This window comes from Aequorivita capsosiphonis DSM 23843 (genome assembly GCF_000429125.1).
In the GTDB taxonomy this organism is placed as follows: Bacteria; Bacteroidota; Bacteroidia; order Flavobacteriales; family Flavobacteriaceae; genus Aequorivita; species Aequorivita capsosiphonis.
The window spans coordinates 12,949-32,638 of record NZ_AUBG01000020.1; the positions used below are offsets into that span (position 1 = coordinate 12,949).

General features: G+C 37.2%; 21 protein-coding genes. 5 read left to right on the forward strand and 16 right to left on the reverse strand.

The genetic code is table 11. The features are described from left to right. Positions 1–14: 14 nt before the first annotated feature. The 7 genes from cls to G440_RS0115140 form a co-directional block, all read right to left on the reverse strand. Positions 15–1,475 (reverse strand): cardiolipin synthase, encoded by a 1,461-nt coding sequence (gene cls, locus G440_RS0115110; protein ID WP_026452084.1) that lies wholly within the window; start codon positions 1,473–1,475, stop codon positions 15–17. An 81-nt stretch (positions 1,476–1,556) separates the two neighbouring features. Then, complete coding sequence (locus tag G440_RS0115115) at positions 1,557–2,516, reverse strand: ABC transporter ATP-binding protein (RefSeq protein ID WP_026452085.1); 960 nt, start codon at positions 2,514–2,516, stop codon at positions 1,557–1,559. Between the two features lie 9 nt (positions 2,517–2,525). Beyond that, positions 2,526–2,921 carry a hypothetical protein gene (locus tag G440_RS0115120; RefSeq protein WP_026452086.1) on the reverse strand — a complete coding sequence of 132 codons (396 nt, stop codon included), beginning with the start codon at positions 2,919–2,921 and terminating at the stop codon, positions 2,526–2,528. Between the two features lie 2 nt (positions 2,922–2,923). Beyond that, the gene (locus tag G440_RS21365; RefSeq protein ID WP_169718967.1) at positions 2,924–3,088 is read right to left on the reverse strand and encodes a hypothetical protein; all 165 of its coding nucleotides are present in this window, start codon (positions 3,086–3,088) and stop codon (positions 2,924–2,926) included. Positions 3,089–3,213: 125 nt separating this feature from the next. After that, entirely contained in the window at positions 3,214–4,233 is a 1,020-nt protein-coding gene (pheS, locus tag G440_RS0115130; RefSeq protein WP_026452087.1) for a phenylalanine--tRNA ligase subunit alpha, read from the reverse strand. A gap of 25 nt (positions 4,234–4,258) precedes the next feature. Then, the gene (locus G440_RS0115135) at positions 4,259–5,380 is read right to left on the reverse strand and encodes a PDDEXK nuclease domain-containing protein (RefSeq protein ID WP_026452088.1); all 1,122 of its coding nucleotides are present in this window, start codon (positions 5,378–5,380) and stop codon (positions 4,259–4,261) included. A 35-nt stretch (positions 5,381–5,415) separates the two neighbouring features. Beyond that, positions 5,416–5,772: a hypothetical protein gene (locus G440_RS0115140; RefSeq protein WP_026452089.1), complete on the reverse strand. Its 357-nt coding sequence runs from the start codon at positions 5,770–5,772 to the stop codon at positions 5,416–5,418. Positions 5,773–5,945: 173 nt separating this feature from the next. Here G440_RS0115140 and G440_RS0115145 point away from each other — a divergent pair, with 173 nt between their 5' ends. After that, positions 5,946–6,494 (forward strand): CvpA family protein, encoded by a 549-nt coding sequence (locus G440_RS0115145; protein WP_026452090.1) that lies wholly within the window; start codon positions 5,946–5,948, stop codon positions 6,492–6,494. A 6-nt stretch (positions 6,495–6,500) separates the two neighbouring features. Here G440_RS0115145 and G440_RS0115150 read toward each other — a convergent pair whose 3' ends face one another. The 9 genes from G440_RS0115150 to G440_RS0115190 all read right to left on the reverse strand — a co-directional run bounded on the left by G440_RS0115150 (position 6,501) and on the right by G440_RS0115190 (position 16,261). Then, positions 6,501–7,250, reverse strand: coding sequence for a tetratricopeptide repeat protein (locus tag G440_RS0115150; RefSeq protein ID WP_026452091.1), 750 nt, complete (start codon positions 7,248–7,250; stop codon positions 6,501–6,503). Between the two features lie 12 nt (positions 7,251–7,262). Further along, positions 7,263–9,038 (reverse strand): BatD family protein, encoded by a 1,776-nt coding sequence (locus G440_RS0115155; protein WP_026452092.1) that lies wholly within the window; start codon positions 9,036–9,038, stop codon positions 7,263–7,265. A gap of 3 nt (positions 9,039–9,041) precedes the next feature. Next, a complete protein-coding gene (locus G440_RS0115160; protein WP_245574870.1) occupies positions 9,042–9,935 on the reverse strand; it encodes a tetratricopeptide repeat protein in 894 nt (297 codons plus the stop codon). Positions 9,936–10,000: 65 nt separating this feature from the next. After that, positions 10,001–11,041 (reverse strand): VWA domain-containing protein, encoded by a 1,041-nt coding sequence (locus G440_RS0115165; protein WP_026452094.1) that lies wholly within the window; start codon positions 11,039–11,041, stop codon positions 10,001–10,003. 15 nt (positions 11,042–11,056) lie between these two features. Continuing rightward, positions 11,057–11,473, reverse strand: coding sequence for a hypothetical protein (locus tag G440_RS0115170; RefSeq protein ID WP_026452095.1), 417 nt, complete (start codon positions 11,471–11,473; stop codon positions 11,057–11,059). 67 nt (positions 11,474–11,540) lie between these two features. After that, on the reverse strand, positions 11,541–12,545 hold the full coding sequence (locus G440_RS0115175) for a vWA domain-containing protein (protein WP_026452096.1): 1,005 nt from the start codon (positions 12,543–12,545) through the stop codon (positions 11,541–11,543). Further along, entirely contained in the window at positions 12,535–14,211 is a 1,677-nt protein-coding gene (locus tag G440_RS20075; protein WP_051285418.1) for a hypothetical protein, read from the reverse strand. The genes G440_RS0115175 and G440_RS20075 overlap by 11 nt, the downstream gene beginning before the upstream one ends. Positions 14,212–14,291: 80 nt before the next feature. Then, the gene (locus G440_RS0115185) at positions 14,292–15,155 is read right to left on the reverse strand and encodes a DUF58 domain-containing protein (protein WP_026452097.1); all 864 of its coding nucleotides are present in this window, start codon (positions 15,153–15,155) and stop codon (positions 14,292–14,294) included. A 101-nt stretch (positions 15,156–15,256) separates the two neighbouring features. Further along, on the reverse strand, positions 15,257–16,261 hold the full coding sequence (locus G440_RS0115190) for an AAA family ATPase (RefSeq protein ID WP_026452098.1): 1,005 nt from the start codon (positions 16,259–16,261) through the stop codon (positions 15,257–15,259). 266 nt (positions 16,262–16,527) lie between these two features. On the opposite strand from G440_RS0115190, the gene G440_RS0115195 reads away from it, so the two are divergent. From G440_RS0115195 to G440_RS0115210, 4 genes are read left to right on the forward strand one after another with little or no spacing between them, the layout of a single operon-like run. After that, the gene (locus tag G440_RS0115195) at positions 16,528–17,286 is read left to right on the forward strand and encodes an SDR family NAD(P)-dependent oxidoreductase (protein WP_026452099.1); all 759 of its coding nucleotides are present in this window, start codon (positions 16,528–16,530) and stop codon (positions 17,284–17,286) included. 37 nt (positions 17,287–17,323) lie between these two features. Continuing rightward, the gene (locus tag G440_RS0115200) at positions 17,324–17,713 is read left to right on the forward strand and encodes a four helix bundle protein (protein ID WP_026452100.1); all 390 of its coding nucleotides are present in this window, start codon (positions 17,324–17,326) and stop codon (positions 17,711–17,713) included. Positions 17,714–17,759: 46 nt separating this feature from the next. Next, on the forward strand, positions 17,760–18,896 hold the full coding sequence (locus tag G440_RS0115205) for an ATP-binding protein (RefSeq protein WP_026452101.1): 1,137 nt from the start codon (positions 17,760–17,762) through the stop codon (positions 18,894–18,896). Between the two features lie 3 nt (positions 18,897–18,899). After that, positions 18,900–19,625 (forward strand): metallophosphoesterase family protein, encoded by a 726-nt coding sequence (locus G440_RS0115210; RefSeq protein ID WP_026452102.1) that lies wholly within the window; start codon positions 18,900–18,902, stop codon positions 19,623–19,625. Positions 19,626–19,690 lie beyond the last annotated feature (65 nt).

Sequence of the window (19,690 nt, forward strand, 5' to 3'; positions counted from 1 at the left end):
GTAAAATGATACAACTACATTAAAGGCGAAAACAAGCCAGCTAATTTTTCCAGAAGCTGAGTGAATTTGGAACGTGCTCTCCAGTTTTCAACATCTATTATAGTGGCATCTTTTAGATCTTCATAAAATGCTTGACTCAGTTCCTGTGCTATTGCTTCGTCATATACCAGGGCGTTTACTTCAAAATTAAGATCAAAACTGCGAATGTCCATATTTGCGGTTCCCACCATTGCAAGTTGTTGATCTGCCACCATTGTTTTAGCGTGTACAAATCCTTTTTGATAACGGTATATTTCTACTCCAGCATCCAAAAGTCGGCTGTAATAAGAGCGTACGGCATAATTTACTAATAATGAATCTGAAATACCGGGCACCAATAACTTGACTTTTGTCCCGCTGGATGCCGCTATTACCAAGTTTTCTAAAATGCCTTCTCCAGGAATAAAATAGGGGGTAGTAATAAGTAATTCCTTCTTGGCTAGACTTATGGCCTGTACTAAAGTTTGTTGAATTAAAGGCGTATCAGAATCAGGCCCACTGGCAGCAATTTGAACAATTTTATCTGAATTTGATTGATACGCTTCCTTTACTTCAGGGAAATATCTGGTTTCTGGCGCCAATTGCTCCCCAGCGCAATAGTTCCAATCTCCCATAAAAATATATTGTAAGGTAGAAACCGAGGGCCCCTGAATCCTTAAATGCGTATCGCGCCAAAACAATGCATTTTTTTCTTCAGAGTTGTTTATATACTTATCACTGACGTTGATGCCTCCTACAAACCCCAAAATGCCATCTATAACGATAATCTTTCTGTGGTTGCGATAATTCAATCTATTGGCCAAGGCGATGAGCTTTATCTTATAAAATGGAAATACAGCCACGCCGGCAGCTTTTAGTCTGGGCACTTGTTTTTTTCGTATTTCTCTACTTCCAAAGTCATCATACATAAAACGAACCGTTACACCTTCTTTTGCTTTTTCAATCAGCAAGTCTATTATTTGACACCCAATAGCATCGGCTTCATAAATATAATATTCAATATGAATGTGATTCTTGGCATTTTTAAGCGCTTCTAGAACTTTTGGAAATTTGTTTTCTCCATTTAGCAATAAGGTCACATCGTTACCTTGTGTAATCGGACTTGAAGTTTGGGAAAGGATTAAATTAGCGAGTTTTTTAAAGGTATTGACTGATTCGGATCTAGTAGTGAAAATGGTTTGAGACATCTCTAGAATCCTTTTTCGCATAGCCAACTCCATTTCGAGATTGTTGAATACCTTTTTACTGTACATTTTCCGCTTGCGGTAATTGATGCCAACGGAGAAATAGATAATCATGCCTACAAAAGGCAAAAAGATAACGGCAAGTAGATAGGCAAGGGTTTTGGTTGTGCTTTGGGTGTCATAGACAACCCTTGCGCAAACTAGGATAATGAGAATTATATATAAAATTTCAGCGAGGAGGATCCAGTTCATTTGTTGTATTGTTGAAGGAAGTGTCGTCTAAATTTAAGACTTTTAAACTTAGAAGGAATCCGAAATTAGGTTTTCTATTTTTTAAGAAGTCAATTTAGTAGAATATGCAAGACTCAAAACCTTGTTGGTTTCGAGTGGTTCACCATGCTGAAAATAAATCTCCTGATTGTTCCAAATACCCTGAATCAAGTAATGACTCCCTTTAAAGTAACATTTCTGAACCTTTATTTCCAATTTGCTTTTTGCTTCAGAAATTTTAAGTTGATGTGGAAAAAAAATACCATTTTCTGAAGTTTTTTTTTCTGAAAATAGATTCTTCGGAAGTAAATTCGCTTCACCGAAAAAACCAGCCTGATATTCGGTTGAAACATTTTTGTAGATAAATTCAGGAGTTCCTCTCATTGCTACCGAACCATCTTTCAGCATTATAATTTGATCAGAAAAAGCCAAAGCCTCTTCGCTGTCGTGGGTTGCGGTAATACAACTGATTTTTTTCTCCTTTAGATAACTGAAAATTTTTCGCTGTAGTTTATTTTTTCTGAAAGTATCAATATTGCTGAAAGGCTCGTCTAAAAGAAGGATTTTAGGTTCGTTTGCTAAAGCTTTTGCCAAAGCTACGCGTTGCTTTTGTCCGCCGCTGAGGTGTTTGACTAATGTATTTTTAAAATCTTCTATTTCAACTACTTTCAGCAGTTCTTCTATTTTTTGGGCATCCTTTTCTTCTTCAAGTCCAGAAAGATGCGATCCCAAGTTTTCTGCAACGGTAGTAAAGGGCATAATATTGAACTCCTGGGCGACAAGCTTCATAAAAGGTTCTCCAGGAATAAGTGCTTTTGTAGGACCGAGGAGTTTATTTTCGTTGTAAAAGATGCTTCCATTTTCTAAATGAAGCAAGCCGTAAACAAGATGTAGAAGAGTAGATTTTCCGCAGCCGCTTTCACCGAGAATACTAAGATGCTCACCAGGTTTTAAATTGAAGGCAACATCTTTTAAAATGGTTTTTTCGGAGTAGGAAAAGGAATCGATTTCAACTTTTAGCATCACAAAAAATTACTTCGCTAATATTCCTTCATTTTCTAAAACAGGGATTTCTGTTACTTTCTCTTCAGAAATGCTGTTGGGCTCAAAAATAAATTTTCTTTCGAAGAGTTTATTTGCTGCAAAAAAAGTGACTAAATATTCGTTGGTAAATTCTATAACGTCAGCGGTGATAAATTCAATTTTTTTTGAAGTTTTTGGCGCTAAATCGCCCATATCGTGTCTTAAGGTTGATGTTTTTCTGTCCTCACTATTTCCTCGTGACATTACTAGAACCATGGAAATTTCATCTTCGCGATTGTTCACTACATAAATATTCCATTGTTGGCCTGTAAATTCTTTATCCCATTCCATTACGGCAACAATATGCACGTTTTCTACTTTGGGTATTTCAATATCTTTTCGCATAGTTAATCTTCAATTTTCCACATAATCCAAACTGCCAAAAGCGCAATGGCTGCGACACCAAGCAAAATGGAGCCAATAATTATTTTGATTGCTGCAATAATAAAAGTTAGATAAGCAACAGCTAAACCTACAATAACGAGAAGGGCAATAACAAGATATTTTTTCATAATACATTTTTATTCATGAATATTAGGCTTTTGTTTAAGACCTACAAGGCCTCCATCGTCGGTAATACACTTCGACAAGCTCAGAACGCTGCCTTGCAGGAATTCCCCTTTGGGGGCTAGGGGGTTTATAGTACACTCTTAAACTGTTCCAAAAAGCGAACATCATTTTCGCTGAACATCCTGATATCTGGAATTTGGTGTAACAACATCGCAATACGATCAATACCCACACCAAAAGCAAAACCAGAATATTCTTCCGGATCGATGCCACAATTTGTAAGTACGTTTGGATCTACCATCCCGCAACCACCAATTTCTAGCCACCCTGTTCCTTTTGTGATTCTATGATCTGCTTCGGTTTCTAATCCCCAATAAACATCAACTTCGGCACTTGGTTCTGTAAATGGAAAATAGGAGGGACGTAGGCGGATTTCAGATTTTCCGAACATCTCTGTGGTAAAATACTGCAAAGTTTGTTTCAAATCTGCAAAGCTTACGCCTTTATCTACATACAATCCTTCTACTTGATGAAAAAAGCAATGAGAACGGGACGAAATAGCTTCATTTCTATAAACACGACCTGGGGAAATGGTACGGATAGGCGGTTTGTTATTTTCCATATAACGAACCTGCACAGATGATGTATGCGTACGAAGCAAAACATCTGGGTTTGTTTGAATAAAAAACGTATCCTGCATATCGCGAGCCGGATGGTATTCTGGAAGGTTTAATGCGGTAAAATTATGCCAATCGTCCTCCATTTCTGGTCCTTCGGAAACGTTGAAGCCAATACGTAAAAAGATGTCGATAATTTTATTTTTTACGATGGAAATAGGATGACGCGATCCCAACGGAATCACTTCTCCCGGACGGGAAAGATCACCATAAACACCTTTGGTTTCGGCACTGTTTTCAATAGCTTCCTTAAGAGAATCTACTTTTTCCTGCGCAGTGTTTTTAAGGGTGTTTATTACCTGCCCAAATTCCTTTTTTTGGTCGTTCGGAACGTTTTTAAAGTCGGCGAAAAAGCCATTTAAAATTCCTTTTTTACCTAAATATTTTATGCGGAAGCTTTCTATTTCTTCTTTATTGGTTGAAGAAAAAGCTTCAACTTCGGCAATGTGTTTTTTTACTGTTTCTATCATTTCAGATATCTATTTTATGATAATACTAGTCTTTCTGATGGTTTATTATCAATTTCAATTCAGCCTTACTTGGTAGTACGGTTTTATATTTACTTGCAAAAATATGTTCATTTTTCTCAGGAAGCGTATATTTTACCACAGATTCACTCTTATCCTTGCAAAGTACGATTCCGATTGTTTTATTTTCTTCCTCCAATTTAATTTCTCGGTCATAGTAGTTCACGTACATTTGCATCTGGCCGAGATCTTGATGCTTTAATTCCCCGATTTTTAAATCTATTAGCACGAAGCATTTTAGAATACGGTTATAAAATACCAAATCAATTCTGAAATGTGATTCATCAAAAGAAATTCTTTTTTGTCTAGCCACAAATGTAAATCCATTACCCAGTTCTAGCAAAAAATGTTCAAGTTTATCGATAATTTCTTGTTCTAACTGACTTTCTGAATATTGAGAATATTCTGGAAGACCGAGAAATTCCAAGATGTAAGGATCTTTAATAGCGTCTCTGGGTTGTTCGAGAATCAGTCCTTTTTCTGAAAGTTCCTTAACCTTGTCTTTATTTCTACTTAGTACAAGACGAGTATAAAGTGCTGAATCGAATTGACGTTGCAATTCTCTTACACTCCAATTGTTTTTTTGGGATTCAATTTCGTAGAATTTTCGCTCATTTTCATCATCAATTCGCATTAGTTTTAAGTAGTGAGACCAGCTTAGAATAAATTTGCTTTTTGTGAATTCCCGAGACGTTGTTTCGGAATTTGCTTTTGAAGAAATCCGAGACAGTGTTTCGGATTTTTCAGATATGTCAGACAGTGTCTGCCGTTTTTCTTTTGGTTCAGATTTCGACAACAGTGTTGACGATTTTCCATAAGCCAAATAAAAGCGTCTCATGTTTTCAAGGTTGTCGACCGAAAATCCTTTACCAAACTCCCTTGTAAGGACTTTAGATAATCCTTTTAAGAGTTCTTTACCATATTCAGCACGTTCTTCTCCACCCTGTTCTTCTTCGACTAACATCTTACCTATCTCAAAGTAAGTGCGCACCATCGTTTGGTTAACAGTACGAACTACCTGACTTCTTGCTGATTGTAATAAATCAACAATTTGTGAATAGAATTTGATATTTGCAGGTTTGTTGGTCATTGTTTAGCAAATGAGCTAAATGTTTAAAATAGAATCTAATTAATCACCTTCTTCTCCACAAAATACTGCACAATAGCTTCCTTCATCAAAACGCTCTGTTCCCCAGCCTTTAAGGGAGGCAATTGTTCTAAAATAGTGTAGTGTGGCCATCCTTGTTCGTCAACATAATCAAACTCGTAATATCCATAGGGCTCTAAAACCCTGCAAATGGCGATGTGCATCAAGTTTAATTTTTCGTCTTTCTTGAATTTTCTGTGTAATTGACCTAGTTCCTGTAAACCGATTAAATAGATAATTGCATCCAAATCTAATGTGTCACCATCAGCAAAACGGTTGCTCAGTAGTTTTACCACTGCTTCCCACTGTATTTTTAATTGTTCGTCGCGTGCCATTTTTCATAAATATATTAGTCTGCAAAGATACTGGTTTAAAATTCCAAATAACAACAGGTGAAATTCCAAATAATAAAACCGAATTCCAGAAAAACGTTAGATATCCAAATCAGAAGCTTGGAATTTAGTGCTTGAAATTTTGAATTTCATATATTTATCAAAATTTTACAAATATGAACACTATTGATATTGTTATAGGGATCATTCTCATAATCGCATTTTTCTTGGGTTTGAGGAAAGGACTTTTACAATCGCTCGCTTCGTTAATTGGTTTGGTTGTTGGCGTTTATTGCGCGATGTATTTTTCGGGTTATGTAAGAGTTTACATTGAAAATTGGTTTACTTGGAGTGAAGATCTGACCAGTATTGCTTCGTTTTTAATAACTTTTTTCTTGATAATGTTGCTATTCAGTATATTGGGTAGAATCTTGACCAAAGTAGCCGACTTTGCGATGATGGGTATTATCAATAAACTTTTTGGTGGTGTTTTTAACGCGTTGAAATTTGCCTTTTTGATTAGCGTGGTTTTTATGTTTGTAAATGCATCAGAAGATTACAGAATCCTTTCACCCGAACAAAGGGCGGATTCAATTTTATATGCCCCAGTTGCCTCCTTAGCGCCTGCTATTCTTCCTGCAATAATGCAAGAGGTTGATGATTTAAACATTGACCTTCCAGAAATAAATACGCCTACAGAAAGGGCTAAAGACAGTATAGAGTAACAAAATTTAAAGCTGTTTTAGATCGGTAGCTGGAATCCAACCATCTTTTCCGTCCGCTAACGTGATGCGATACCAATTACCATCTTGCGCTGAGATTTGAACCTTGGTGCCTTCGTGAAGTGTAAATGCAACACTACTTCCCATAGATGGCTCGGTTTTTACTTCAATTTCGCTGGCAAAAATAATAGCGGGTTGTTTTTTTGTGAAATCGCCATAAGTTATAAATGCCATAGTTAAGGAAGCAACCAAGAATATCCCAACAAACATAGAACCTGCGAAAAGTAATCGTTTTCTTCTTTCAATAATGGAGAAGTAGTATAACAGAAATAAAATCACGAAAAATATTGAGAAAGCGACTGCCATAATAGCCCAACCATTAAAGGTGAAAACACTAGCAATGCTTTTATACCATTTTGAAAAAACAGTTTTTGGCAGCGGTTCTATAGCATCTATTCGCGCGTTTTCGGCAAAGGCGAGATTGTTTTTTATGTCTTCATCATTGGGTGAAAGTTGTAGCGCTTTTTCGTAATAATAAACACTGGGACCAATATGGTTCAATTTGTATTGCGCATTTCCTAAGTTGAAATAAAGCGCGGCAGAATGCTCGTCTCTATCCAAAATCTGCATCCAAGCATTGATTGCTTGCTGGTATTTTCCGTTTTTATAAAGTTCCTTTCCTTGGTCGAAAAGCTCTGTGTTTTGAGCAAAACCTGAGAAAGAGATTAGTAAAATTAATATGTACAGCAACTTTTTCATAGTCATCTCCTTTTACTGTATTTGTTTATCAATATTCGAAATCACTTCTACTGCCTTTGTGTAATCGTGTTGTACACTAGCTTCGGAAGAAGAGGCATAACGGGCGAATTCACAGTTTTTAAGCAAATTGATGAAGTTTTCTACCACAGATTCTTCTACATTTCGCTCCAGCAACATTTTTGAGATAAGGCTCTTTTCCATTTCCGAAGTTTCAATATTCAATTGCGCTTTTAGATAATTGTGAAGTGCGCGTTCCAAAGATTCGTAAAAGACAACTGGGTTTGAAATATTCCGTTTTGCTTCAGAAAGGAATTTTTTAGCAAGTTTGTTGGCTCTACGCAGTTTATTTCCTTCCACATCATTCAATCGTGTTTTGCGTTTTTTCCCAGCGAGAATAAACAGCGGAATCAATAAAAACGGTCCACCCAAAAGTGACCAGAAAAGAGCCGATTGGAAGAAGGCTTCCTGAGCGATTGGCTTCAGATTGGGATCCAGTTTTATATATTTGAAATTATCTTTTGAAAGTACTACCTGCTTCTTCCCGTCATTTCCAGAGGTGGTAGCTGTAGCAGCGGTAGAAACTGGTCCATTTTCAACATCAATAGTAAACTCTTTGGAAGTGATAGTTTTATACTTTTCAGTTTTTGGGTCGAAATATGAAAATGTAATGGGATTTATTGGGTAGGTTCCTTTAAATTGAGGCACCACAGTATATGAATCACTTATGGAACCTTGCATTCCGCCAATTGTTGTGGTCACATTCTCGCTGTGTTCGGGTTCATAAACTTCCAAGGTATTCGGAAGTTTTACTGAAGGTGCTGTAAATAACTTTAAATTTCCTTTTCCAGATACCTTTACGTCTAATTGAAGTGCTTCGTCTGCGTTTAGTTTAGTTTTATCAGTTGTAACATCAAAAGTAAAATCGCCAACAGCGCCGTTAAATCCGTCAGGTTTTCCTTCAAGCGGAAGTGGTTTTACATTAATGGTACGGTTTCCAGCTGAAATCGTTCTGTTTACACGCTCCATCAATCTACGTCCAAAAATATCACGTCTGCTGCCTTGAACATCCACTGGAACATCGAGTGTTAGAGGTTCAATGTCGAGTTCACCTGTTTTTTGTGGATAAAGGACTGTGGTTCTTAAAATCACAAAGCGATAATCTTCTCCGTTATATTTTCCTTCGGAAACTTTAAAGTTGCTTTGGTTATCGATATTCTGACTCCAGAAATCGGCATATTTTGGAGTGTCAATTTCACGCCATTGGCTGGTAATGCTCACATCGTGCGAAACATATAATTTATAGGTTACGGTTATAGCTTCGTTTAAATACGGATTTGCATTTGAAACTTCTGCTACTAAATGTACGTTTTCACTTGCCACATATTCGGCATTATTTCCGTCTTTTGGAACATCTACTGCGCCGGTTACTTGCACTTCTACTGGGAGCGTTTTGTAGGTTTCGCCTTTTATTTCAATAGTGGCTTGGCCAATAGTAACGTTTCCACGTGTTTGCGGTGATAAAAAATAGGAATAGGTTTTTGAAAAACTTCGTTTTCCATTTATCCAAGAGTTGCTGATGGATTGATTTGGACCGCCAACGACTCTAAAGTTTTCAAAATTTGGCGGTCTAAAATTGTCACCGTCTTGGTTCATTTCAAAATCTACTCGTAAACGTTCGTTTATTCCAAGTCTTTTTTTGCTCACTTTGGCATCAAACTGAACTTGCGCTGTGGCGGCAAGACCGCACAACACAAAACTCAAAAGAAATAAAAAATTCTTCGTTTTCATAATCTACCAATCTTTATCCGATTGCACTTTTGCGCCTTTTTGCTTCTCGGCATTCATCTTCTCTTGCGTTTTTTTCTCTTCGTTGTTCATCGCTTCCAAAAGACTTTTTACTTGTTGAGGCGAAAGTTGACCGGGAACAGGCTGCTGTTGTTGCGGCTTATCGCCTTCTTCGTCTTTGGGTTTATCAGGCTCGCCTTGATCTTTATCTTGATCACCTTCCTTGTTCTCGTCTTTCTGGTCACCTTTGTCTTTATCTTCTTTTTTGTCGCCCTGATCGCCCTCTTTGTTTTTATCGTCCTGTTCTTGCTGATCTTTTTTGTCTTGATCCTTCTTGTCTTCGTTCTGATCCTTGTTTTTGTCGTTTTGATCTTCTGGTGGTGGCGGATTTTTATCTAATAAATCCTTTGCCAAAGCTAGATTATATCGAGTTTGATCGTCGTTTGGGTTATTCCGAAGCGCATTTTTATAGGATTCTACCGCTTCCGTATATTTCTTTTCATTCATATAGGTATTTCCCAAATTGTGAAAAGCTTTATGTTTCTCTGCTTTAGTGCTTGCTGTTTGGGCAGCTTGTTTAAAACGAAGCATTGCCTCAGCATTTTTCTCTTTTCCGTAGTAGGCTGTTCCTAAATTGTATTTTGCTGTTTCACTTTTCGGGTTTAAAGAAATGGCTTGTCTATAATCTGCTTCAGCATCAGTAAATTTTTCCTCTTGAAGCGATTGTTGGGCTTCACTCAGGAAGTTTTTTGCAGCTCTCAATTCCTTCCTTTGCTCTTTAGTCTGTTGCGGTTGGGCAAAAGTCAATATAGGAAGCATCACCAAAACCAATACTATGGCTTTGCTGATTAGAGCTTTTATATTTTTTACTTCTGAAATTATCATCTCTTCATTTATCATAGACCTACAAGGTTTTAATTTATCCGCCATAGGAGGAAAACCTTGAAGGAGGTTATTGCAACCACTTATTTTTTCACTTCATTAAACAAATTCAACTTTTTAAGCCAAGCTGTTTTTCTTTCCAATAGGAATACATCCAATACCAGCAAAAATAATGCCCCAGCCAAAAACCATTGGAACTGATCTTTAAAATCGGTGAATTGCTTCGCTTCAAATTCTTTTTTATCCATTCCACCCAAAATGGCTTTTACGCGGTCAACAACGGCTTTGGTATTTGCTCCATTAAGATACTCACCATTCGTGGTTTTTGCAATCTCTTTAAGAGTTTCTTCACCTAAACGGCTTATAACTTGTTCGTTGTTTTTATCGCGGAGGTAATATTGCAACACACCATTCTTCTTAATAGGAATGGGCCCTCCTTCCACAGTTCCAACGCCAATAGGAAATATTCGAATTCCTTTTTCTGCGGCTTCTTCGGAAATTTTAGCAATGTTTCCCCCGTGATCTTCTCCATCAGAAACCAGAAACATGACACGATTGGTCTGACTTTCATCATCATAAAAAGTCTGCGCCATTTCTATCGCCTGGGTTATTGCTGTTCCCTGTGATGAAACCATATCCGTATTCATCCCGTTTAGGAATAGTTTGGCAGCGGCAAAATCGGTTGTAATTGGCACCTGAGGAAATGCGCTACCGGCATAACCAATAATCCCGACTCTATCGCCTGAAAGATTGTTGATTATTTGAGTTATAAGCTGTTTGGCTTTGTCCAAGCGGTTAGGTGCAATGTCTTCAACGAGCATACTTTTTGAAACGTCTAAGGCGAAAACAATATCAACACCTTCGCGTTTTACAGTTTCCAACTTGGTCCCAACTTTTGGATTTACCAATGCAAAACTCAAACAAGCAATGGCCAAACAAAGCACGAATACCTTTAAAATAGGTTTGAAAAGCGAACGATTAGGGCTCAACTTTTTCAACAGCTCCTTATCTACAAAGCGTTTTTGAACTGTCTTTTTCCAGACCAAAACCAATAGAAATAGCACCACAATCACCGGAATGGCAAAGAGGATGTAAAAGTATATGGGTTGTTCTAATTGGTACATTTTTATTCTTTATTGCTATTTTGTATTCTTTATTAGCTGGCTTTTCATATTCATTCTTTCAACAGAAAAGGATTTACTTTTATCATTTGCAAAATCTATCATCAGCAAAAGCTTGTTCGATAATTCCTTTATTTCAAAATCAAATTCAGTTTTAAATTCTTCTGATTTTTGAATTATTTGATATACAACTTCGATCAATTTTTCAAGATGTTCTTCGTGAAAATTTTTCACTTTCTCCATCAATTCTGAATTTTCGATCCTTGCTAATTCATCAAGGGATAAACCGAAAGATTCTTCTAATTTTTCATTAGTTTCAAAAACTACCGTTTTAAAAGTATTGGTATTTGATGAAGCTGTTTTATCAATCAACTTACTCAAAACCATTGCCAACTTTTCGATTTCACGTTTTATATAATCTTTTTCCTGTTGCAAAACTTTTCATTTTCTTTAGACTTTCCCATTACGTCTGAGTTCTCCGCCGCGGCGGATTAGGGGGCCTTTACAGAAATCCACGGAAAACCGTAGTTCGTAATATAAATTCAAGTCCAAGTAAAATCAATCCGAAAATCACCCAAGGACGGAACATTTCATCATAATTTGTGTATTTGAATTCTTCAATATCGGTTTTTTCCAATTTGTTGATTTCATCATAAATCTCTTCCAGTTTTGTATTGTTCGTGGCTCGGAAATATCTTCCACCAGTTTTCTTGGCGATTTCTTTTAATAGTGCTTCGTCTATTTCCACGGGTACATTTCCGTATTGAAACCCACCATCTGGACGAATTCCTATTGGTGACATTGCCATTCCATTGCTTCCAATACCAATAGTATAAACCTTAATGCCAAATTCAACGGCCAATTCACTAGCAATTTTTGGATCGATAAAACCACTGTTGTTTACTCCATCTGTCAATAAAATGATCACCTTACTTTTGGCACGACTGTCTTTTAATCGGTTTACCGCCGTTGCCAATCCAGAGCCAATAGCAGTTCCACCTTCAATGGTTGTGTTGTAAGACATGCTTTTCAAGGAGGAAAGCACAACAGCTTTGTCGCTGGTTAATGGGGTTCTAGTATAACTTTCTCCGGCGTATTCCACCAGGCCAATTCGGTCATTTGGTCTGCTGTTTATAAAATGTGCTGCGACGGTTTTTAGAGCCTCTAAACGGTTTGGCTTTAAATCGCGCGCCAGCATACTTGCCGAAAGGTCCATAGACATTACGATGTCAATACCTCGGGTTGTTTTGGTTTTTGTGGTTTCATCAACGGTTCTGGGTCGTGCCATGGCAATAATGATTGCAGAAAGTGCTAAAAGACGAAGTACAAAAAGCAGTGGTTTTATTTGTGCCAACCAGTTTCTTCCCGTCTTAAATCCTTGTACACTTGATATTTTTAAGGAAGCTGTTTGCTGATTTCGCTTCCATAAATACCATAGCACAAGCACTGGAAGTATAAGAAACAACCAGAAATACTGCGGATTTACAAATTCGAAATTACTTCCCATCTTTCTCTGAAATTTCAAGCTCTATGGAAGCTTCAATTCGTTTTTTGATTTCTTCGGCGTATTTGCCGTCGTCTTGATACACTATCAAAACTTCCTGCAAACCATTTTCCTGCGCGAAAAGCAATAATTCATAAGTGCTTTTCTTTTTCAAAACCTTCTTGTCTGAAACCTGTACGTTGAATTCGCCGTAAGCTTTTAAGCCTTTTATTCCTTTTTCAGTTTCGAAATCATCGCGTTTTACGATCATATTTTTAGCGCCATTTTGCCCGAGATCATCTAAAACGGCATCCAGCGCGTTTTCTAAAGCGATGTCTTGTTTTTGGCTAAACCGCGTGGTTGAAACCATAATATAAAGCGGAGACTTCATTTCGCCATAGGTGAAATAGTCTTTTCCACTAACCTTGCTTTTATCTGCATTTTTAACTGGTGGTTCTACTCTTACAAGTACTTTTGGAGTTTCTAAAATAACTGCGGGACTTCCATATTCGCTTTTTATCCAGCGGCCTTCTACAAGTTCACGAAGGTCGTTTCCTAGTACTTTATCTTTTAAATTATCGAAACCAGCAATACTTCCGTAGATCACTCCCGCTAAAATAACGGCTACAATGACGCCCGAAATACCCAAAATCCATTTTCTGCGTTTACGTCTTTTCTCCAGTTTTTCTAAATACTCTTGGTTTTCCAAAAGCTCTTCTTCAGTAGGTTCTGGAATAACTTCGTGAGTTTCGTTAATGATTTCCTCAATGGTTTTTCTATCAACTTCCGCTTGACCAGAAAGTTGGTTCATTTTAGCGAACTTCACTAAATCGGCCCGTTTGAAAATCAAGTCTAACCTTCGGATGGTTTCTAAATCGAAGTCAAAACTTCCTGCGTCTTTGTGCATCATCAAGCGTGTGATAAGCTCTTCACTGGTGCTCTCTAGCGCAGATTCATCAACTTCACGGTCTAGGTATCGTTTTACAATTTCTGTTAGACTACTATAGTATTCTTTGCTCTTATTTTCTTTTATTAGTTGGCTATTGTCTAATGTTTTCAGCGCCACGATTGCTTCTTCATAAGGTGGCAATTGCTTTTCGGCAGCGTCTCTTCGTTTTTTTCTTCGGAATAGAAAAATGGCAATTCCGATAATGAGAAGAATAGGAATGAGCCAAGTGAGGAGTAACTTCCAATCAAAAGGTGGGCCTTTAACTTCCACCGCAGGTTTTATGTCGAACATTTTCTGCTTGGTAGTGTCAATAACAACGTCATTCACTTCCACCATTATGGAATCGGTCAAAAATGCTTTTTTGTTGATAAAAATACGCTGTGGAGGAATGGTGAAGTGGCCGCTGTCAAATTGCGTTAATCCGTATTTTTTGATAAGTCGATACTTTGCACCTTCATAAGTTGTATCAGTTTCATAAGCTTCAATCATTTCCAAAGGCGCAAAAGTCTGCTCTTCTGGAAAAATAACCACATCAGTAGAATCTGCCTGAACGTTTATGGTGTAAAGAATTTCCTCACCAATTTTGATTTTTGTGGAATCGATGGAGGAATTTACTTGTGCGTTTGCGAAGAAAGAGGAAAGAAGAAAGAGAAAAGAGAAAAGTGCATGGATAGTATACCTACAAGGTCTTGAAGACTTTGCAGGAAAACCAATATTAATTTGTTTTAAATCTATTATCAAAATTATAAATTTTAATACCTACAAAATCTTATAGACCTTGCAGGAAACTCACGTTTTCCCCTTTCGGGGGTTAGGGGGCTTTACCTTCTCTTAAAATACCCTAATAATTTTTTCACATAACTCTCGTCAACTCTAGAACTCAAAGCTCCTGCGCCACTTTTGGTAAAGGATTCTACGAAATAATCTACGCGTTCACGATGATAACCATAATATTGGTTCCGCACGCTTTTTGAGCCTGTATTAACCAATAAAAGTTCTCCAGTTTCTTGGTCTTCCATCTGTATCATCCCCAAATTTGGTATGTTTTCTTCGGCTTTATCATAAACCCGTATTCCTGTTAAATCGTGCTTTCTTGCGGCGATCTTCAAGGTGTTTCGGTAATCATCTGCAATAAAATCTGAAAGCACAAAAACAATGGCTTTCTTTTTCATAACACCGCTTAAAAACTTGAGTGCATTGGCAATATCGGTTTTGTTACTTTTTGGTTTGTGCTCCAGCAATTCTCGAATGATACGAAGGACATGCGATTTCCCTTTTTTCGGTGGAATATAAAGTTCGATTTCATCTGAAAAAAGAATCAATCCGGTTTTATCATTGTTTTGCATCGCCGAAAAAGCAAGGGTTGCGGCTATTTCAGTAATTATTTCATTTTTGAACTGTTCTTGTGTTCCAAAATATTCGGAACCGCTAATATCAACCATCAGCATTAATGTTAGTTCACGTTCTTCTTCAAAAACTTTTACAAAAGGTTCATTGTAGCGGGCAGTAACGTTCCAATCGATATTACGAACGTCATCGCCAAATTGGTACTGGCGTACTTCGCTAAACGTCATCCCACGACCTTTAAAAGTACTGTGATACTCGCCACCAAACACGTGATCGCTCAAGCGTCGCGTTTTGATCTCGATCTTACGTACTTTTTTAAGAAGTTCTTTAGTATCCATTTCTTTGTAGTAGCCAGTTGGCAGTTGCAGTTGGCAGTATAACAGATCGCTTTTAGTTAATTAGCTTACTGCCTCCTGCTACTGAACACTGCATACTTATTTTACGGTACTTCAATTACATTAACTATCTTATTGATAATTTCTTCGGAAGTGATGTTTTCAGCTTCGGCTTCGTAAGTAATACCGATTCTATGACGAAGCACATCGTGCACAACGGCGCGAACATCTTCAGGAATTACATACCCACGACGGCGGATAAATGCGTAGCATTTAGCGGCAATGGCGAGGTTGATACTTCCACGCGGAGAAGCACCAAAGTTGATAAGTGGTTTTAAATCTGCAAGACCGTAATTCTCAGGAGTTCTTGTAGCGAAAATGATATCGAGAATATATTTCTCAATCTTTTCATCCATATAAACTTCGCGAACAGCAGCTTGCGCTCTTAGAATTTGTTCAACTGAAGCAACAGGATTCACCTGCTCAAATCCTCCTTTTAAATTTTGGCGGATGATCAATTGCTCTTCGGCGATTTGCGGATATTTTATGACTGTTTTCAGCATAAAACGGTCAACTTGCGCTTCGGGCAATGGGTAAGTTCCTTCTTGCTCAATTGGATTTTGGGTTGCCATTACTAAAAATGGTTGATCCAGTTTAAAAGTAGTTTCGCCAATGGTAACTTGCTTTTCCTGCATCGCTTCTAAAAGTGCTGATTGAACTTTGGCCGGGGCACGGTTAATTTCATCGGCAAGGACGAAATTGGCAAAAATTGGACCTTTCTTGATGGTGAATTCATTCACCTTCATATTATAAATCATCGTCCCAACAACATCTGCGGGAAGCAAATCTGGGGTAAACTGTATTCTGCTAAAAGATCCGTGTACCGCTTTTGAAAGCGTGTTGATTGCCAGTGTTTTTGCGAGTCCAGGAACACCTTCCAAGAGAATGTGTCCTTGACCCAAAAGACCGATCATAAGTCGTTCCACCATATGTTTTTGGCCAACGATTACTTTATTCATTTCCATTGTTAGGATGTCCACAAAGGCACTTTCCTTTTCAATTTTTTCGTTTAACGCCCCAATGTCAAAGGTCGAATTTGTATTTTCCATATTGTATTTAGATTCAATGTAGAATGCTTCTTTTAAAAGACGTTGCAAATTGTGCATTAATTGCCAAAAACCTTGTTAACAATTGGTTAAATTAAGAACGCTTGAAACTTAAACTTTTCTTAGCGTTTGCAGGCATTTGTTAAGTTTTTTAATATTGGTGAAAAATGGGTCTTTCAAATATTTCAGAAATAGTACTTTTAATGAGTTTTTATAAATTAATAGATTATTAAAAATGTGTAATAAAAAATAAAAATAAAAAATAGAAAATGAAAAAGACAGCATTTATCACCGGAGCAACATCTGGAATAGGAATGGCAACGGCGAAACTTTTCGCTAAAAATGGAGTGAAATTAATTCTCTGTGGAAGAAGGGGGGAGCGATTAAAAAATCTTTCGAAAGAACTTTCAGCTTCAACCGAAGTTTTTACGTTGAATTTTGACATTCGGAATAAAGAGGAAGTTTTCTCGGCGATAAACTCACTTCCGAAGAACTTTTCAGAAATTGATATTTTAATAAACAATGCTGGGAACGCGCACGGCTTAGACACCATTGACCAGGGAAATACCGATGATTGGGATGCCATGTTGGACATCAATGTGAAAGGTTTACTATATGTCTCAAAAGCAATCCTGCCAAAAATGCTTGAACGGAAACGCGGTCAAATTATAAATATCGGAAGCACGGCAGGAAAAGAAGTATATCCAAAAGGAAATGTCTATTGTGCCAGTAAGCACGCTGTTGACGCTATAAATCAAGGAATGCGATTGGATCTCAATGGCAAAGGAATTAAAGTGGGCGCAATAAATCCAGGTTTAGTTGAAACAGAATTCAGCGAAGTGCGTTTTAAAGGCGACGAGGACCGAGCCGAAAAAGTCTATCAAGGTTTTACACCCCTAAAACCTGAAGATATTGCAGATGTAATTTGGTTTGCCGTAACGCGTCCGCCACACGTCAATATTGCAGATTTGACGGTTATGTGTTTGGATCAAGCGTCCTCGACGATTGTTAATAAAGTTACAAGTTAAATGTTGCAAGTTGCAGGTTGCAAGTAAATTAAACATTATGAGTAAAATTGAAAGATTTGAGGATATGGAAATTTGGCAATTAGCAAGAGAAATCTCTAAAGATGTTTGGGGTATAATTCAAAATACTTCGCTTCAAAAAGACTATAAACTTCGGGAGCAAATAAATGGGGCTTCATGTTCTATAATGGACAATATAGCTGAAGGTTTTGAAAGAGATGGCAATCGTGAGTTTATAAACTTTTTAAGTATTGCAAAGGCGTCTTGTGGAGAAACACGATCTCAACTATATCGTTGCTTAGATAGAAATCATATAGATGAAGAGGCTTTTAAAATAATCTCGGAGAAAGCTATATTAAACAGCAGAAAGATTAAGTCGTTAATGGTGTATCTGAAAAATTCAGATAGGAAAGGCTCTAAATATGATTAGAAAGCCCAGCCTTTAACTTTTAACTAGCAACCTGCAACTTCTAATTATGATCAACAAACGACTTCTTATCAAAAACCTTCTCGCCCATAATGACGAGAGCAGTTTCTATGATAAAAAGCGAAAAATTGATCTTGGGAGTAAGGAAGGAAAGGCGAAATTTTTAAAACATATTTGTGCGCTCAGTAATAGTAATCCGGCAAATAATTCATTTATAGTGATTGGGGTTGAAGATGAAACCAATGAAATTAGAGGCGTGGATTTTTTTGATGATAGCAAGATTCAAAATCTCGTAAATGCCTACTTGTCAAATGCACCTTTAATAATCTATGAAAATGTGGCCTTTCCAAATTTACCTTCAGATAAAGTTGTTGGCTTAGTAACTATTCGTCCAAATGGAAAAATAACTTCCTTGCGGAAAAATATTTGGAAGTATTGGGGCGGCTCTATTTTTCTTCGGGATGGAAGTATTTCGATGCCCAAGGATTTCGACATTGAAATTAAGGATGTCAATTCCGAAATTGTAAAATCTATTGAAAATGCTGCCAAAAGTAATATTGAATTAACCCTTGATGGTGTAATGGACTTTATAAACAATCGGCATAAGGATCTGGAAAGCCATTATAAAGTTTATAAGGAACAGTTTGTGGTTTGCTGGGCTGGGAATCCAAAAAAAATAAGGGATAAGAAGTATTATTCCCGTGTTGATATCGAGCTTATCAACGAACAGGTACGGCTTTTTTATTCGGCGCAGGATGAAGTGAGCATTGAGTTTACTGATGATTATTTTAAAACGGTGGAATATGTGCATTTGGGATTGAATGAACAGTTCAAATATTATCCTTTGGAAGAGGTTATCATTCAGTTCAACGAAAACGGTTCCTATCAAATGGATTCCAAATTGTTATTTGAACCGCCACGTTTCAACAGAAAAACACTTTACCATATATACAATGCAAACAATGCAGTAATGGAAAAGCTAAAAAAAAGGATTCCGCTTAATGCTTCCGAAGAAAAAGATCTTCGCAACCTGCCATCAACATATTTGATTTGTTACTTAAACGATTTTGAGGAAGCAAAGGAAAAACTGCAAGAAGCCAAGGAGTTTTTAAGAGATTATCAGACTGAGGTGTATCAGCTTTCTAAGGAGGCATTGCGGATTTTGAGAAAAGTTAGTTATAATTAAAGTATGAAAACAGTTGTAATAGGAGATATTCACGGAGGTTACAAGGCCTTAAAACAATTGATGGAAAGGGCAAATCTTCCGTCAGGCACTAAGTATATATTTGTAGGAGATTATGTGGACGGGTGGAGTGAATCTGCTGAAGTAATTTCATATTTGATTAATTTTTCTCAAGAAAACGATTGTGTTTTTCTCCGAGGAAATCACGATGAATTACTTTACAATTATTTGAAATCGGGTGAAAGTAACCCAATGTGGTTAAGGCAGGGAGGAGCGAGTAGCGTGGAGAGTTATTCAAAACTTTCTAAAACAGAAAAAGGAATACATCTTCGTTTTCTAGAGAATTTAATCAACTTTCATAAAGACTCTGAAAACCGAATCTTTTTGCACGCCGGTTTTACCAATCAGCACGGTCCGGAGCATGAGTATTATCCAAATCTTGTTTATTGGGATAGAACCTTATGGGAAATGGTTTGTGCGATAGACAGCACTATTTCTAAAGACGATGATAGATATCCTAAACGTTTAAAACTTTTCAACGAAATCTACATAGGTCACACGCCTGTTACGAGAATAGGATTTAACAAACCAGTCAGTTTTGCCAACGTCTGGAACGTTGATACTGGTGCGGCTTTTCGCGGAAAAATTTCAATGATGGATGTAGATTCTAAGGAAATTTGGCAAAGCGATGAGGTGCATACATTATATCCTAATGAAAAAGGAAGGAATTAAGACGACTTTATAATATATTCGGGCTTACAGTTCTTATATTTGTGGTTACTCCGAAAACTAAAAAC

Excerpts from the sequence above, each read along its gene's own strand:
- cls (WP_026452084.1), bottom strand. The coding sequence starts at position 1,475 with ATGAACTGGATCCTCCTCGCTGAAATTTTATATATAATTCTCATTATC.
- G440_RS0115115 (WP_026452085.1), bottom strand. The coding sequence starts at position 2,516 with ATGCTAAAAGTTGAAATCGATTCCTTTTCCTACTCCGAAAAAACCATT.
- G440_RS0115120 (WP_026452086.1), bottom strand. The coding sequence starts at position 2,921 with ATGCGAAAAGATATTGAAATACCCAAAGTAGAAAACGTGCATATTGTT.
- G440_RS21365 (WP_169718967.1), bottom strand. The coding sequence starts at position 3,088 with ATGAAAAAATATCTTGTTATTGCCCTTCTCGTTATTGTAGGTTTAGCT.
- pheS (WP_026452087.1), bottom strand. The coding sequence starts at position 4,233 with ATGATAGAAACAGTAAAAAAACACATTGCCGAAGTTGAAGCTTTTTCT.
- G440_RS0115135 (WP_026452088.1), bottom strand. The coding sequence starts at position 5,380 with ATGACCAACAAACCTGCAAATATCAAATTCTATTCACAAATTGTTGAT.
- G440_RS0115140 (WP_026452089.1), bottom strand. The coding sequence starts at position 5,772 with ATGGCACGCGACGAACAATTAAAAATACAGTGGGAAGCAGTGGTAAAA.
- G440_RS0115145 (WP_026452090.1), top strand. The coding sequence starts at position 5,946 with ATGAACACTATTGATATTGTTATAGGGATCATTCTCATAATCGCATTT.
- G440_RS0115150 (WP_026452091.1), bottom strand. The coding sequence starts at position 7,250 with ATGAAAAAGTTGCTGTACATATTAATTTTACTAATCTCTTTCTCAGGT.
- G440_RS0115155 (WP_026452092.1), bottom strand. The coding sequence starts at position 9,038 with ATGAAAACGAAGAATTTTTTATTTCTTTTGAGTTTTGTGTTGTGCGGT.
- G440_RS0115160 (WP_245574870.1), bottom strand. The coding sequence starts at position 9,935 with ATGATAAATGAAGAGATGATAATTTCAGAAGTAAAAAATATAAAAGCT.
- G440_RS0115165 (WP_026452094.1), bottom strand. The coding sequence starts at position 11,041 with ATGTACCAATTAGAACAACCCATATACTTTTACATCCTCTTTGCCATT.
- G440_RS0115175 (WP_026452096.1), bottom strand. The coding sequence starts at position 12,545 with ATGGGAAGTAATTTCGAATTTGTAAATCCGCAGTATTTCTGGTTGTTT.
- G440_RS0115185 (WP_026452097.1), bottom strand. The coding sequence starts at position 15,155 with ATGGATACTAAAGAACTTCTTAAAAAAGTACGTAAGATCGAGATCAAA.
- G440_RS0115190 (WP_026452098.1), bottom strand. The coding sequence starts at position 16,261 with ATGGAAAATACAAATTCGACCTTTGACATTGGGGCGTTAAACGAAAAA.
- G440_RS0115195 (WP_026452099.1), top strand. The coding sequence starts at position 16,528 with ATGAAAAAGACAGCATTTATCACCGGAGCAACATCTGGAATAGGAATG.
- G440_RS0115200 (WP_026452100.1), top strand. The coding sequence starts at position 17,324 with ATGAGTAAAATTGAAAGATTTGAGGATATGGAAATTTGGCAATTAGCA.
- G440_RS0115205 (WP_026452101.1), top strand. The coding sequence starts at position 17,760 with ATGATCAACAAACGACTTCTTATCAAAAACCTTCTCGCCCATAATGAC.
- G440_RS0115210 (WP_026452102.1), top strand. The coding sequence starts at position 18,900 with ATGAAAACAGTTGTAATAGGAGATATTCACGGAGGTTACAAGGCCTTA.